Raw genomic sequence first — 14,899 nt, forward strand, 5'->3', positions numbered from 1 at the left:
CGGCGTAGGCGTAGCGGCCGAACGGGACGCCGGTGTGAACCCCGACCGTCTCCACGGCGAGCCCCCCACCGACGGTCACGGCGAGGAAGCCGGCGGTCCAGAGCGGGCCGCGGGTGGCCAGGGCATGCGCCGTCGACGCGACGAAGAAGAGCAGGACCGTCACGACGGCCAGCGCGCTGCGCGCGGCGCCGCCGACGAGCGGGTAGGGGATCTGCACCGCCACCGTGGCCAGCACGGGAATCCATCCCCAGATCGGCGCCCGGCGTACAGGCGGTTTGCCCGGGATGCGCCGGCCGACGGGCCGGGCCGACCCGAGCGCCGTGGACGCCGGGCCGTGGAGGGTCACCGCACGGGTGCCGGCTGGTCGGCGTCGCCGGCGCGCTCGCCGTCGGGGCTGGCGGCCGACGGAGCGCGCAGCTCCTTGCCGAGCACCGCGTAGGGGGTGAGCGTCCCGGGGAACTGGAAGTCCGACAGCAGCGGGACGAATCCCTCGCTGGCGTACAACCGGCGCGCCCGGCTGCCGGCGGGTTCGAGCGCGGACAGGGCCGCGGTCCGCTGTGGGACGTCGCGCAGCAGCTCCCGCAGCAGCTGGCGGCCGATCGAGCGGCCCTGGTAGGAGGGCAGCACGTGCAGCTCGACGATCTCGAGGCAGTCGTCGAGCCAGTGCGCCGCGGTGGCCGCCGAGCCGGCCGCGACCGCGTCCACGACGACGTCGTGCCACCACTGGCCGGGCTGGCCGGGCAGCGCGTAGGTGATGCCGACGAGGGTGTCGTCGGGCGTGACGGCGGCGACGGCGAGCAGGTCGCGGCGGTCGAAGTGGCGACGGGCGTGCAGGGCCCGGTCCCGGGCGGCCCGGACGGGGTCGGCCTCGTGATGGTCGAGGAACGCGGCCTTGTAGACACCGATCACATCGTCGAGCCGGGCCCGCATGCGGCTGGGCGACCAGCGGACCACGCTCACGTCCCCGTCGGTCACCGGCGTCGCCTCCTGTCCGTCCCTCGGCGCGTCGACCTGGTCCCGCGAACGGGTCTGGCGAGCCAGGAGGTCGGGGCACACCAACACGTCGCTCGACGATAACGCGCCGGTAGCGGGGCGCGCCGAGCGGCGGGAGTGCCTGCCACGTAACGTCATTACTCTGATGCGCAGNGCGTTTTCCCCGGAAGGCGCGGGAGGCCGATCCGATCGACCGCCATCGCGAGACCCGCACAGCGGGGAACGTCGTCGAGCAGGTCCGCGACCAGGCCGGCGACGGCCGGGGCCTGCACCGCGCCGCCCGCGTTCGTCCCCGCGGCCACCAGGACCCGGCCGGCGTGGCCCGGTAGCGCGGTGACGAGGGGGAGTCCGTCGGGGGTGGCCGGACGTTCGCAGACGCGCACGTCGCGTACGTCAAGGCTGCCGTCGGCCCGCCGCAGCGCCGGAAACAGGCCGGCGATGGCCCGTTCGGCGACGTCCCGCAGCCCGGCGATCCCCGCCGCGGCGGCCTGGCGCTCGGCGGTGCCCAGGTAGCCGAAGCCGCCGCTGACGTGGATGAGCGTGCCGTCGGGTGACAGGGAAATGTTGATCACGCCGAGGGGGTCGCCGGCGTGGATCTTCGCCGGGCGGCGCAGCCCGGGGTTCGGCAGTGTCAGCGACAGGCCGAGCAGGTGGGCCACCGCGCCGGCCCCGGGCCAGGCGGCCCCGAGCAGCCGGTCCAGGTCGCGACCCCCGGCGGTGATCACGACGCGATCCGCCGGCAGCACCGCGCCGTCGTCGAGACGCAGCCGCACCGCGCCGCCACCGGAGTCGAGTTCCCGTACCCGCACGCCGGCGCGTACCTCGACGCCGAGGTCGGTGAGCCGGCCGGCCAGCGCCGTCGCCAGATCGTGGATGTTGACGGCGTAGCCGTCCACCTCGACCGCGCCCGCGATCTCTCGGACGCCGCCCGGCAGCGGCATCGAGGCGGCCAGGCCCGGCCAGTCCCGGGCCAGCGCCGCCCCGGGCAGGCGGACGGCGTCGGTGCCGGCCGTGCGCTGGAGCCGTTCGCCCGCGGCGAGCTCGGCGGCGTCGAGGTAGATCCGGGCCAGCCGGGCGTCCCGGCGCAGGCCGGCCAGCCAGCCCGCGCCGTCGACGGCGAACAGGTGTTCCCATCCGCGCAGCCCCAGCCGGTTGAGAGCGATCACCAGCTCCTGGGCCGTCGCGTGCAGGCCCGGCCGGTCGGTGCCCCGGTCGAACGCCGCCGACCAGGCGAGCTCGGCCGCGCTCAGGGACGCGGGGTCGCGCAGCCGCCAGCCGCCGTCCGCCGGGCCGCGGTCGAGGACGCCGGCCCGGCCGGCATCCGCCGGCGGCAGGGTCTCGGTCGCCGACAGGTGCCGCGCGTTGGCTCCGCCGAACGTCGTGCCCTGCCGGTCCGGATCCGCGCGATCCGCCGGCGCGGCGTCGAGCACCCGGATCCGGCGGTGGCCCCGCAGCCGCAGCAGCAGCGCGACGGTGAGTCCGACGATCCCGCCGCCGACGACCACCACGCCGTGGCCGCCCGCGGCGGGATCGTCGGGTGCCGGGTCCTCGTCGACCCGGCGGTCGGTGTCCCGGCCCGGGCCGGGAGGGTCGGATCGCGGTCCGAACAGGTCGGCGCCGGTCAGCTCGTCCAGGTCCGCCCGGCCGACCACGGCGAGCATGGCCTGATCCAGATCGTCGTCGCAGGCGGCGGAGCGCATCGCCGCGGAGCACAGGGTGAACCCGGGGCGCGGGGCGCCGCCGTCGCCGTCGATCCGCGTGGCCAGCAGCTCCCGCGCCGCGGCGAGCAGCCGGGGGGCGTTGTCGAGGACGACGGCGAGATCACGCCGGTCGTAGGCGTCGAGCAGGGCGCGCTCGGCGAACACCTCGGGCTCGCTGACCGAGACGATCCGTTCGCCCGTGAACGCCTTGAGCACCCGCTCGTCGATCAGGTCGACGGTCGCCCAGGGCCCGGCGTGGACCAGCGGCACGGCGACGGCGACCGCGTCGGCGACCTCGAGGACCTCCTCCACGGTGCGGGCGACGCGCACCCGGTCGGCGGGCAGCCGGTGATGACGCGCCCAGGCGCCCACCGACGCGGGATCGGCGACGAGGGAGGGGGAGTGCACGACCAGGCGCCAGCCCCGCGCGGCGCCGTCCCGGGCCACCCGTCCGTTGATGTTGCCGGCGCCGAGTAGCCCGAGGACGCCGGGCCGATCCCGCGCGGGCGACGCCGCCGCGCCGTCGGCGGGGCCGAACAGCCGGTCGGCCACGAACCGGGCGACGTGACGGGCGTTGACCTCCGGGGTGTTGCGCACCTCGATCCGTAGCCGGGCGGCGGCGGTGGTGTCGACGGCGGCCAGCGAGGTGCCGCGGCGGACGAGCAGGAGCTCGCGGTCGGCGTCGGACTGCGGCGAGCCCACGTGAACCGGACCGCCCGCAGGGACCGGACCGCCCGCAGGGACCGGACCGCCCGCAGGGACCGGACCGCCCGCAGGGACCGGACCGCCCGCAGGGACCGGGCCGCCCGCGCGGACCGCCGCGGCCCATCGTTGCAGGGTCGCGGCGTCGACCGCGTTCGCGCCGACGACCAGGGTCTGCGGGCGCAGTTCGACCAGCGCGTCGGCGAGTTCGGCCGGGCGGGCGGCCAGCTCCGGGCGAAGGACCACGCTGGCGGCCCGGGTGAGCAGGTCCGCCGCGCGGGCGCCCACCGCCGTGGCGATCAGTATCCGGCGGTGGGGGACGGAGCCGTGCGCAACCGGGGGGTGCGGTCCTGGGCCGCGGGGCGTCGCTTCGGGGGGTGCCTGGCCTGCGGACACCTGGGCACGTGCCTGGTCACGGGACATCGGCATGNGGTTCGCTTCATCCGGTTCGTCGGGCTGCCTCATCCGGTTCGCCGCCGGACCTCCCCACCGTGGCGGACGTCCGTCAACGGGTTGTCAAACCGTCGGACCCGGTGCCGGCCCGGGGCGGGGCGGGCGTACACGGCACCTTCAACGAGCCGTCAACGTCGGGTCGGGGAGCAGGGCCAGCAGCGGATCGCGTCCGCCGAGCGTGCCGCGGGAGCCGAGCACCGCGAACCGCGCGAACAGCTCCTCGCTGTACCAGCCGACCTCGGGGGTCCGACGGACGACCTCGCTGTGCGCCGGCCGGCCGTAGGNGAACCGGNGCAGCGAGGCCGCGTCCTGCCAGAGGCTGAACGTCCCCTTCAGCCCGATCGGCGCCTCACCGATCCCGGCCGCGAACAGCAGCCCCTCGGCCCGGGCGAGGTCCGCGACCACCGGCGGGACCGCCCGGCGGAAGGTGAGCGCGTGCCGGGGAGCGACCCGGGCCCGGGTGATCACCGCGACCTTCGTGCCCGCGGCGGTGGCGGTCGGCGCGGCCGCAGCCGTGAAGTCGCCGAACGGCTCCCGCCGCGACCACCGCCCGCGCGAGGACAGCGGGTGCAGGTCGATGCGCCACCGCTCCTCGGCCAGCACCGACCAGGCCCGCACCTGCGCGGACCGCTCGAACGACCGGGCCGCCGACGGCGTCTCCCAGACCGAGACCATCGCCCACTGGCAGGGGTCGGCGCCGCGCAGGCCGAGGCTGCTCGCCGAGCCGGTGCCGAGCAGCTTGGNGAACGTCAACCCGGTGACGTGCCGCAGCGCGGAACGGTCGGCGGCGACCCGGGCCAGGGCGTGGCCGATCCGGCGGCGGGGGACCCGCCAGAAGTCGACGGTCACCAGCAGGGCGGCGGGGTTGGCCGGATTCATCGGGACCGCCGTTCGCATCGCGTTCAACTCCGCACCGAGGACAGTCGCAGCAGGCCGTCGCGCGCGGCCCCGTACTTCTGGGTGAAGGCCGCCGCCACCACCCCGGCGCCGGCGTCGTCGCGCAGCGGTACCACCCGGGCGCGGCCGATACCGGACAGCGCGTGCCGACCGTCGCCCGCCACGGCCGTGACCAGGCCGTCCGGGCCGCCCTGGCGCAGCAGGGCGGCCAGCTCCGCGGACGCGACGTACACCGCCCCGTCGAGCCGGACGAACTCGGCGCGCACGTCGACCGGGTCGGCGTCCGACCGGAGGACCTGCAACGGCACGCGCAGGTAGTCGTCCAGGGCGGCGCTGCCCGCCGGACTCCACAGCCGCTCGAAGTGCTGCTCGACGAACTGGACGAGGGTCGAGGAGATCGTCGCCTCGTGCTGGGTCGCGGCGGCCGAGGAGTAGCCGACCGGGAAGCTTGACACGAGCGCGCCGGAGTCCCAACGGTGGTAGGTCGTCAGCGGCTGCTCGGCGTAGAGCCGCACGGCGAGGCGGGGACGCAGAACCGGGGTGAGCCGCCCCCGCAGCCCGTCCAGGACCAGCAGGTTCGCCCGGATCTCGGCGGGTACGTCGATGCGGTGCGACAGATCGGCCGTGCGCGCCGCCGCGGCCGGCGAGTCCGGGTCGAGCAGCAGGATCTGCACGATCGCCCCGGCGTCGATCGCCGCCAGCACCGCGTCGGTGAAGGCGTCCCGATGCGGCGCGGAGACCAGGTCCGTCCACGTGTTCAGTAACCGCACGCTGCGCCGCGAGGCGGCGACCCGGGCGATGAAGTAGGCCGGTTCGAAGGCGCCGAGCAGCCGGCCGCCGGTGAACTGGGTCGGCTCGGTGGTGACCGGCGCGCTCAGCCGGTCCTCGGCGGCGGNCAGCTCCGGGGAGCCCTGCTGGCGCAGCAGCGTGATGCCCTGCTGCCAGGAACGCCGGGCCGCCGGATGGTCGTCGAGCTGGGCGAGGATGTCGCCGCGGCGCACCAGCACGCGCGGCTCCCACAACAGGTCGGGCAGCTCGGCCAGCAGCGGCAGGCTCTCGTTGTAGGCCGCCAGCGCCTGTTCGGGGCGCTCCCGGTAGCGGTAGAGATCGCCCAGCCGCCGCTGGGCCTGCGCCTCCAGCGGCCGGTTGGCAAGCTCCCGGGCGATCGACAGGCTCATCGTCAGGCAGGTGATGGCGTCGGCGAGCTCCCTGCGGTCGCCGTGGGTCATGGCGACGGCGACCAGCGTCTCCGCCTCGAGGCGGCGGGCCCCGGCCCGACGCATCGTGCCCAGACAGGCCTCGAAGTGATCCAGCGCGGCGGCGAACTCGCCGCGGCCGCGGCAGGCGTCGGCGAGCCCGCGCACGGCCCGTGCCTCGCCCAGCTCCGCCCCGAACCCGGCGAAGATCTCCCGTGCCCGGGTGAAACGCTCGGTGGCCAGCGCCAGGCGCTCGAGCGCGTCCTGGGTGACCGCCACCGCGGGCTCGCCGTCGGGATCGGCCCCGGCGGCGTCCAACCGCCAGAACGCCTCCTCGAANGTCAGGACGATCTCCCGTTCCCCGAGACTGGTGAGCAGTTCGGCCTCGGCGAGGCGGTGCCCCGTGCGGCGGGCGGCGGCCAGGCCCAGCGCATGGGTGCGCGCCCAGTCGGCCCAGTGCGCCGCGAACGCGTAGAACTCCGCGGCCTCGACGGCGAGCAGCCAGGTCGGCGGGTCGAGCCCGGCGGCCTGCGCCTGTTCGACGAGGGCGAGCAGGTTCGAACGCTCCCCGCCGAACCAGACCAGCGGCCGGCGGACGACCTCGGCGAGGTCCGCGCGGGCGAACCGGGCGGCGGCCTGCGCGGCGAAGCCGGCGTCCGGCCCGTCGGCGGACAGGGTCCGGACGCGTCCGGGGCTGAAGGTGTCGACCGCCTCACGCAGCATCACCTGATAGGCGTACAGCAGTCGGCTCAGCGCCGCTTGGTGTTCACCGGACAACGCCGGCGAATCGTCGGGTTTCGCGGCGTCGGAGGCGCCGTGCCCGCCGTCGCCGCCGGCGGCGACGCCACCTTCGGGCGCGACCCCCGGGGGCCGCCCGCCGTGGCCGTCCCCCGCGTGGCCGTTCCCCGCCCGCTCCCCGTCCGCGGACCCCGGGTGGGCGCCCGACGTCGTCGACGCGGGCTGGCCGATCGCGGTCCCGACGCCGGTCTCCCGCTCCCGGGNGAACACCCGCAGCAGGTCGTGGAACCGGTAACGTTCGGTGCCGGTGGCGTCGACGCCACGCCGCTCCAGCAGCTGCGCGTCGGCGAGGCGGTCGACGACGTCCTCGGCCTCGTCCAGATCGACGTCGAGCACGGCCGCGGCGGCCCACGGCGCGAAGTCGTTGACCGCGGGCAGCGACAGCAGCCGGAAGGCACGCTGCTCGTCGGCCGGCCGACCCTCGTAGCTCAGCGAGAAGCTGGCCCGGACCTCCAGGTCGCCGACCTCCAGCCAGGACAACCGGTCCCGCTCGTTGGCGAGCCGGCCGGCCAGGCGCGCCAGCCGCCAGTGCGGATGCGCGGCCAGCTTGCGCCCGGCGATCTGGATGGCCAGCGGCAGGTACCCGCACAGGCCGACGATGTCGCGCGCCGCCTCGGGCTCGGCGTCGACCCGCGCCGCCCCGACCACCTTGNCCAGCAGCTCCACCGCGTCGCTGGGGATGAGGACGTCGACCATCCAGTACGGCACGGTGAGCCCGTGCAGCCGCGACCGGCTGGTGATGAGCACGGCGCAGCCCGGGCTCGTCGGCATGAGCGGACGTAGCTGTGCCTCACCCGCCGCGTTGTCCAGAATGATCAGCACCTTGCGGGTGGCGAGCAGCTCCTGGTACATCTCCGCCAGGTCGTCCGGATCGGTGGGGACCGCGGCCCGGCTGACCCCGAGCCCCTGGACGAACCGGGCGAGCACCCGCGTCGGCTCCAGCGGCTCGCTGGTGNCGCGCAGATCCACGTACAGGGCGTCGGTGAACCCGGCGCGGATGCGGTGCGCGATGTGCACGGCCAGTGCCGTCTTGCCCGCNCCGGCCTTGCCGGCGAAGGCCGCCGTGACGGTGCCCCGGGCCAGGGCCGCCTGATCGGTGAGCACGGCGTGCGCCCGGGCCTGGATGGTGTCCCGCCCGGTGTACTCCGGGGTGTCCGGCGGGAGCTGGTGGCCGCCGGCGCCGGCGGGCGCGACCTGGGCGGGGCGGCCCAGCGAGCGCGGCGGCGCCCAGGCGAGATCCGGCGCCCCGCGCAGCACGTCCTCCTGCAGCCGGCGCAGCATCGCAGAGTCCAGCCCGAGCTCGTGCAGGGCCTCCAGGCCGTCGCGGCAGGCCCGGGCGGCGTCCTCCGTCCGGCCGTCGCGGTAGAAGGCGACGACCAGCTCCCGGCGCAGCCCGTCGTCGTGCGGATGACGGGCGACCAGCATCCGCAGGTCGCCGATGACCTCCCGGTGCCGGCCCAGGGACAGGTCGGCGGCGATCCGCGTCTTGGTCACGTCGAGCTGGAGCTCGGTAAGCGCCTCCGCGTAGCCGTGCGCGAACGGATGGTCCGCGACGTCGACCAGCGGCGGCCCCCGCCACAGCGACTGGGCCTCCTGCAGCGGGGCGATCGCGCTCACCGGGTCGCCGTCGTCCACCGCGCGGCGGCCCTGCGCCAGCAGCCGCCGCACCCGCTCGACGTCGATCTGCTCGGCCCGCACGTCGAGCAGGTAGCCCGCGCCCCTGCGCAGCAGCACCCGCGGCGGCCTGTCGTCCGCCATCACCCGCCGCAGCTCGCTGACGTGGGTGCGCAGCGTGCGCAGCGCACCCTCCGGGGGCGAGTCGCCCCAGATCACCTCCATCAGCCGGGGGATCGACACGGCCCTGCCGGCCTCGAGCAGCAGAACGGTCATCAGGACCTTGCGCTGGGCGCCGCCCAGCGAGANGGGTGTCCCGGCCGCGGTGACCTCCAGCGGACCCAGGATGGCGAACTGCAGGCTGTCGCGGTCGGGCATCTGGTCCTCTCGTCACGGCCCCGTGGTGATGTCTGTTTATCGCAGCGTGCGCCCGCAGGGGAGCCCGCGGCAACCACCGATCCTCCACGGGCGCTGTCGTTTCCGCGTCAGGACCGCACCCGCTGTGATCCCGGCACGGCGCACGGGACCTGTCAACGACCGCTCAACGTCTGCGGTGACCGTGCGTGCACCGCTCATTGACACCGCAGGTGTGCACTCCGGATCGACGAGAACCGAGGATGACGGACCGTCGGCAGTCGGCCGACGGTAGGAGGTGTCGGGATTATGGCGATCGCGGTGACGAGGATCCTGTCGCGACGGCCCGGGGCGCCGGGGCGGGCGCCTTCCCCGGCGGCGGCGTCGGGGACGCGGGCCGAGGCGGTCGCGGGACGGTCGGGACGGTCGGAACGGCCCGTGACCTGCACGCGGCCGTTGCCGGAGGTCGGCGCCGGGGCGCAGGCCCTCCCCCGGCGCGCCGGCGGCCTGCCGCACGAGGTGGTCTTCCGGGTCACCGCGGCGAGCCGGTGCACCGCGGTCCGGCAGGTGTGGGTCGAGACCGACGAGCAGGCGGTGCTCGCCGACTGGGCGTCGCGGGGGCGGGTCGAGCTGATGGCCGCCCGGCGTCCGTTCGTCCTGGAACTGGACCTTGACGGCCAGGGCGTGCGGCTGGTCGAGCCGATGGGGCGGGTGCCGGTCGCGGCCTTCGCGGCCGACCGGGCGGGCGGCCGGGTGCGCCTGGCGGACGGCTGCGTGCTGCGGTGGCTCACGCCGACCCGCGGCGCGTTCGCCAGCGGCCTGGTGGGGCACCGCGAGGTCAACATCATCCGGTTCGCGCTGGACGGGACGGCGCTCGTCGTGGCCCATCCCGACCTGCTCGTCCCGGAGGTCACCCGGGTGGTCCGGGCGTCGGACGCGGGTCCGGGGGATACCCGTCGGGGGGATGTCCCGGACCCGCGCCTGGGCTGGGTGCCCGACGTGGTGGCGCTGCTCGTGCTGGCCTGGTTCCTGCGGCTGCTCGAGACCAGCGCCGTCGTGCCGGCTCGCTCGCGTGTTCGAGAGCCGGGTGTTTGACGGGCCGGCCGGGAGAGGGTTACCTTCCAGGTATTCGAACTTGTGTTCGACGCCGGGAGGGTGTCATGGCCGTCGTGAGTCGACCTGTCAGCGGCGCGGGCCCCGCGGGCGGAGCCGTCGGGGTGGAGGGTACGTCCGCCGGGCGCGGAGCATCCAGCGGGCCGCCCGGACGGGCCCTGCTGCCCGCGGCGGGGCTGCCCCACCGTTCCCGGGACGAGCTGCTCGCCGCCGCCCGGCGCGGTCTCGGGGAGGCGGAGTACGCCCCCCGGGCCGGGGAGCGGTACGCCCTGGCTCATCTCGCCGCCCTGCGGGCCGCCGCCGCCGTGCTGGCGGATCGGGCGCGGCCCCGGCCGGGCCGCCGCGGCCGGCCGGTCAGCGCCTGGTGCCTGCTCGTGCGGGTGGCTCCCGAGCTCGTCGAATGGGCGGACTTCTTCGCGGCGGGCGCCGGTCGGCGAGCGGCCGCCGAGGCCGGCCTGAACGTGGTGGGCCGCCGCGAGGCCGACGATCTGATCCGCCAGGTCGACCAGTTCATCGGCGTCGTCGAGGGCGCGCTGGGGCTGCCGTCCCAGCCGGTGCTCGCCGGCACCGGTCCGGCCGATGTCGCGGCAGCCGCGGCCGTCCCGCCGCGGCGGGGTTAGCCGGCCGTGGCCGGTCCGGCGGCGTTGGCCGCCCTGCAGGAGGTCGCCCGCGGTGCGCCGCCGCGGGTGGGGGACACCGGTGAGCGCCTGCTGCCCGTGGTCTCCACCCTCGCCGCGCTTCTTCCCGAGGCAGGGCTGCGCCGGGGGACGACCATCGTCGTCACCGGGTCCACCTCGTTGCTGCTGACCCTGCTGCGTGGGCCCTCCCAGGCGGGTGCGTGGTGCGCGGTGGTGGGTTTCGCCCAGCTCGGAGCGCTCGCCGCCGCCGAAGCGGGCATCGCGCTGGAACGCCTCGCCCTGGTCCCCGTGCCGGGCNAGCGCTGGCCGGTGGTCGTGGCCGCGCTGCTGGACGCCATGGACGTGGTGGTGGTCCGCCCGCCGGCCCGGTCCCGCCCGGCGGACGGCCGGCGACTGACCGCGCGGGCGCGCGAGCGCGGCGCCGTCCTGGTCGCCGTGGACGGCTGGGAGGGCGCCGATCTGCGGGTGGCCGCCGTCGAGCGGCGGTGGGACGGCCTCGGCGCCGGCCATGGCCAGGTGTGCGCACCCAACCTGCTGGTGGAGGTGTCCGGGCGCGGGGCGGCGCGCCGCCCCCGCCGGGCGTGGCTGGCCGGGGCCGGTGCGCCGCCTGCCGCGGCCCCGCCGGCCGTCGAGGCGGGTGGGACGGTGCCCGCGGTGGTGCGTGCCCTTCCGGTCGAGGTGGCCTGACATGCCGGTCCGCATGCTCGCCGTGCACTACCCGGACTGGCCGGCCGTCGCGGCCGGGGTCGCGGCGGACCAGCCCGGCGCGGTGCTGGCCGCCGGGCGGGTCGTCGCCGCGACCCCCGCCGCCCGGCGCGCCGGGATCCGCCCGGGGCTGCGCCGCCGGGAGGCGCAGGCCCGCTGTCCCGAGATCACCCTCGTGCCCGACGACCCCGGCCGCGCCGCCCGGGTCTTCGAGCCGTTGGTCGCCGCGGTGGAGTCGGTGGCCCCCGGCGTCGAGGTGCGCGGCCCGGGTGACTGCGTCGTCCCGGTACGCGGCGTCGCCCGGTACTTCGGCGGGGTCGAGGCCGCCCTCGCCGAGGTCCGCCGGGCGCTGACGGCGGCCTGGCCCGCCGCGGTCCGGTCGGCCGGGGCGGTCGGGCCGGCGCCGCGCTGCGGCCTCGGGGTGGCCGACGGGCCGTTCGCGGCCGGGATCGCGGCCCGCGGCGAGGCGGTCGTCCCCCTCGGGGGGACCGCGGCCTTCCTCGCCCCGCATCCCGTCGACCTGCTCGGCGACGCCGAGCTCGTCGATCTGCTCCGCCGGCTGGGACTGGTCACGCTCGGGAGCTTCGCCGCGCTCCCGGCGGCCGACGTCGCCGCCCGGTTCGGGCCGCCCGGAGACTGGGCGCACCGCCTCGCCCGCGGCGAGGACCCCCGCCCGGTGACCCCGCGCGAGCATCCGGTCGACCTCGGCGTCGTCACGGCGTTCGACCCGCCGGCCGAGCGGGTCGAACAGGCGGCCTTCGCCGCCCGCCGGCTCGCCGAGCAGGCCCATGATCGGCTCCGCGACCACGGGCTGGCCTGCACCGGGATCCGGATGGAGGCGGAGACCGGCCACGGGGAACACCATGTGCGGACGTGGCGCCACGACGGCCCGCTCGCGGCCGCGGCCATCACGGACCGCGTCCGCTGGCAGCTCGACGGCTGGCTGGCCGGTTCGGCCTCGGCCGGCGACGAGGTCGCCCACGCCGCCATGCCGACCCGGCCGCGGGGGGCGGCCGGATCGGGGCCCACGGCCGGGGTGGTCCGGCTCCGGATCGAACCGGTGGGGCTGGTGCCCGCAGCCGGTCGCCAGCTCGGGCTGTGGGGGGAGCCGGGGGCGGCCGCCGCGCGGGTCGGCCGCGCCCTCACCCGGGTGCAGGGGCTGCTCGGTCCGGACGCCGTCCTCACCGCGGTGGTCGGCGGTGGCCGCGATCCCGGGGACCGGATCCGCCTGGTGCCCTGGGGAGAACCCCGGGTGGCCACCGGGCTGGATCGACCCTGGCCCGGGACCCTGCCGGCCCCGGCCCCGACCCTCGTGCACCGACCCCCGCTGGTGGCCAGCGTCCTCGACGACGCCGGGGAGCCGGTGGGGGTCAGCGCCCGGTGCACGGTGACCGCGCCGCCCGCGCGGCTGGCGATCGGCGCGGGCTCGCCGATGCCGGTGACCGGCTGGGCGGGGCCGTGGCCGGTGGACGAGCGCTGGTGGGACGCCGACGCCCGCCGGCGGGCCCGTTTCCAGATCAGCGTCGCCGAGGGGGGCGCCTACCTGCTCGCCGTCGCGGGCGGGCGGTGGTGGGTGGAGGCGTCCTATGACTGAATCGGCGGCGGCCGGCCTGGCGGGCGGGGACCGAGGACGGGACGCGTCGGTTCGCACCGGTCAGCCCGGCGACGGCGGGGACAGCCCGGCCTGGTCGCGCAAGCGGGCCCCCTACCGGCCGCGAGCGGGGCTGCGGGCCGCCTCGGCCGCGGCCGTCCCCTACGCCGAGCTGCACTGTCATTCCGCGTTCAGCTTCCTCGACGGCGCGAGCCAGCCGGAGGACCTCGTGGAGGAGGCGGTGCGGCTGGGGCTGTCGGCGCTCGCACTCACCGACCACGACGGGCTCTACGGCGTGGTCCGCTTCGCGGAGGCGGCCCGGGAGGTGGGACTGCGGACCGTCTTCGGGGCGGAGATCTCGCTCGGGGCGCGGGCGGCCCGAGCGGGCGAGACCGATCCCGACGGTGACCACCTGCTCGTCCTCGCCCGTGACCCGGAGGGCTACCGGCGGCTGGCCCGGCTGCTGTCCGACGCCCACCTGGCCGGGGGGGAGAAGGGCCGGCTGGTGGCCGAGCCCGAGGCCTGCGCCCGGGCGGCCGGCGGGCACTGGCAGGTGCTCACCGGATGCCGCAAGGGCACGGTTCCCCGGGCCCTGGCCCGCTCCGGTCCCGCCGCAGCCGGGGCCGCCCTCGCGGAGCTGGCGGAGCTGTTCGGCCGCGAGAACGTGGCGGTGGAGCTCGCCGACCATGCCCATCCGCTGGACTCGGCCCGCAACGACGCTCTGGCCGAGCTGGCCCGCACCGCGCGGCTTCCCCTGGTGGCGACCGGCAACGTCCACTACGCCGCGCCCGGCGCGGCCCGGTTGGCGGCGGCGATGGCTGCCGTGCGGGCGCGGCGCAGCCTGGCGGAGATGGACGGCTGGCTGCCGGCCGCGGGCACCGCGCACCTGCGCTCCGGCGCGGAGATGGCGCAGCGGTTCGCCCGGTTTCCCACCGCGGTGGAGCAGGCGGCCCGCATCGGTGCCGAGTGCGCCTTCGACCTGCACCTGGTCGCGCCGCGGCTGCCCGACTTCCCGGTTCCCCCGGGGCACACCGAGGCGAGCTGGCTGCGGCTGCTCACCATGCAGGGCGCCGCGCGCCGGTANGGCCCAGCGGGACAGGAACGGATCGCCGGTGCCTACGACCAGCTCGCCCACGAGCTGGGGCTGATCGAACAGCTCGGTTTCCCGGGCTACTTCCTGATCGTCCATGACATCGTCGAGTTCTGCCGCCGGCACCGGATCCTCTGCCAGGGACGGGGCTCGGCGGCGAACTCGGCCGTCTGTTACGCCCTGGGCATCACCGGGGTGGACGCGGTCTCCTTCGGCCTGCTGTTCGAGCGTTTCCTCGCCCCGGAACGCGACGGGCCGCCCGACATCGACCTGGACATCGAATCCGGACGGCGGGAGGAGGTGATCCAGTACGTCTATCGGCGCTACGGGCGGGACCGGGCCGCCCAGGTGGCAAACGTGATCACCTACCGGCCGCGGTCGGCGGTGCGGGACGTGGCGCGTGCCCTGGGCTTCTCCGCCGGGCAGCAGGACGCCTGGTCCCGCCAGCTCGACCGGTGGTCCCTCCCCGCGGCCGGGCCGCCGCCGTCGGGTGACGGCGGCGGCCCGGAACACGACATCCCGCCCGAGGTGACCCAGCTGGCCGACCGGTTGCTCGGATTCCCCCGACATCTCGGCATCCACTCCGGCGGCATGGTGATCTGCGACCGCCCGGTCGGGGAGGTCGTCCCGGTGGAGTGGGCCCGGATGCCCGGGCGGACGGTGATCCAGTGGGACAAGGACGACTGCGCCGCCGCCGGCCTGGTCAAGTTCGACCTGCTCGGGCTCGGCATGCTCTCGATGCTGCACAAGGCGTTCGACCTCATCCGCGGCCACCACGGCCGCGACCTTGACCTGTCCCTGATCCCGCCGGAGGATCCGGCGGTCTACGACATGCTGTGCGCGGCCGACTCCATCGGGGTGTTCCAGGTGGAGAGCCGCGCCCAGATGGCCACGCTGCCCCGCCTGCGGCCCCGGCGCTTCTACGACCTGGTGGTCGAGGTGGCGCTGATCCGGCCCGGGCCGATCCAGGGCGGGTCGGTCCACCCCTACATCCGTCGCCGCAACGGGGCGGAGGAGGTCACCTATCCGCATCCGCTGCTGNGTCGCTCCCTGGN

The 14,899-nt window shown here is 76.6% G+C and carries 5 protein-coding genes and 9 pseudogenes; 6 read left to right on the plus strand and 8 right to left on the minus strand.

The window, feature by feature from the left end; all coding sequences use genetic code 11:
* The 8 genes and pseudogenes from UK94_RS76595 to UK94_RS68230 all read right to left on the minus strand — a co-directional run.
* Nucleotides 1-346 (minus strand): annotated as a pseudogene (locus UK94_RS76595) (carotenoid biosynthesis protein); the annotation flags it as partial.
* On the minus strand, nt 343-975 hold the full coding sequence (locus UK94_RS28140) for a GNAT family N-acetyltransferase (protein ID WP_231861591.1): 633 nt from the start codon (nt 973-975) through the stop codon (nt 343-345). The pseudogene UK94_RS76595 and the gene UK94_RS28140, both read right to left, overlap by 4 nt.
* A gap of 172 nt (nt 976-1,147) precedes the next feature.
* Nucleotides 1,148-3,818, minus strand: a pseudogene (locus tag UK94_RS76600) (FAD-dependent oxidoreductase); the annotation flags it as partial.
* A 1,823-nt stretch (nt 3,819-5,641) separates the two neighbouring features.
* Nucleotides 5,642-6,028 (minus strand): annotated as a pseudogene (locus UK94_RS68210) (tetratricopeptide repeat protein); the annotation flags it as partial.
* 915 nt (nt 6,029-6,943) lie between these two features.
* A pseudogene (locus tag UK94_RS68215) lies at nt 6,944-7,391 on the minus strand (SARP family transcriptional regulator); the annotation flags it as partial.
* Between the two features lies 1 nt (nt 7,392).
* Nucleotides 7,393-7,694: pseudogene (locus UK94_RS68220) on the minus strand (tetratricopeptide repeat protein); the annotation flags it as partial.
* A gap of 1 nt (nt 7,695) precedes the next feature.
* Nucleotides 7,696-7,777 (minus strand): annotated as a pseudogene (locus UK94_RS68225) (hypothetical protein); the annotation flags it as partial.
* A 1-nt stretch (nt 7,778) separates the two neighbouring features.
* Nucleotides 7,779-8,629 (minus strand): annotated as a pseudogene (locus UK94_RS68230) (AfsR/SARP family transcriptional regulator); the annotation flags it as partial.
* A gap of 516 nt (nt 8,630-9,145) precedes the next feature.
* Here UK94_RS68230 and UK94_RS75270 point away from each other — a divergent pair.
* The 6 genes and pseudogenes from UK94_RS75270 to UK94_RS68250 all read left to right on the plus strand — a co-directional run.
* A complete protein-coding gene (locus UK94_RS75270; RefSeq protein ID WP_268761690.1) occupies nt 9,146-9,802 on the plus strand; it encodes a hypothetical protein in 657 nt (218 codons plus the stop codon).
* A gap of 65 nt (nt 9,803-9,867) precedes the next feature.
* Nucleotides 9,868-10,440: an SAV_6107 family HEPN domain-containing protein gene (locus UK94_RS28165; RefSeq protein ID WP_200912927.1), complete on the plus strand. Its 573-nt coding sequence runs from the start codon at nt 9,868-9,870 to the stop codon at nt 10,438-10,440.
* Between the two features lie 6 nt (nt 10,441-10,446).
* Nucleotides 10,447-10,755: pseudogene (locus UK94_RS68240) on the plus strand (hypothetical protein); the annotation flags it as partial.
* Nucleotides 10,756-11,146: 391 nt separating this feature from the next.
* Nucleotides 11,147-12,757, plus strand: a complete 1,611-nt coding sequence (locus tag UK94_RS28175) for a DNA polymerase Y family protein (protein WP_011603344.1) — start codon at nt 11,147-11,149, stop codon at nt 12,755-12,757.
* Nucleotides 12,750-13,837, plus strand: a 1,088-nt coding sequence (locus tag UK94_RS68245) for a PHP domain-containing protein (protein ID WP_235490325.1), incomplete at its 3' end; no start/stop codon positions are given. The genes UK94_RS28175 and UK94_RS68245, both read left to right, overlap by 8 nt.
* A gap of 1 nt (nt 13,838) precedes the next feature.
* A pseudogene (locus UK94_RS68250) lies at nt 13,839-14,885 on the plus strand (error-prone DNA polymerase); the annotation flags it as partial.
* Between the last annotated feature and the right edge of the window lie 14 nt (nt 14,886-14,899).

Origin of the sequence: Frankia sp. AvcI1, from assembly GCF_001420875.1 — a bacterium.
Taxonomy (GTDB): domain Bacteria; phylum Actinomycetota; class Actinomycetes; order Frankiales; family Frankiaceae; genus Frankia; species Frankia alni.

What these genes read in the sequence shown, in the direction of transcription:
- UK94_RS28175 (WP_011603344.1), top strand. Translation starts at nt 11,147, where the DNA reads ATGCCGGTCCGCATGCTCGCCGTGCACTACCCGGACTGGCCGGCCGTC.
- UK94_RS28165 (WP_200912927.1), top strand. Translation starts at nt 9,868, where the DNA reads ATGGCCGTCGTGAGTCGACCTGTCAGCGGCGCGGGCCCCGCGGGCGGA.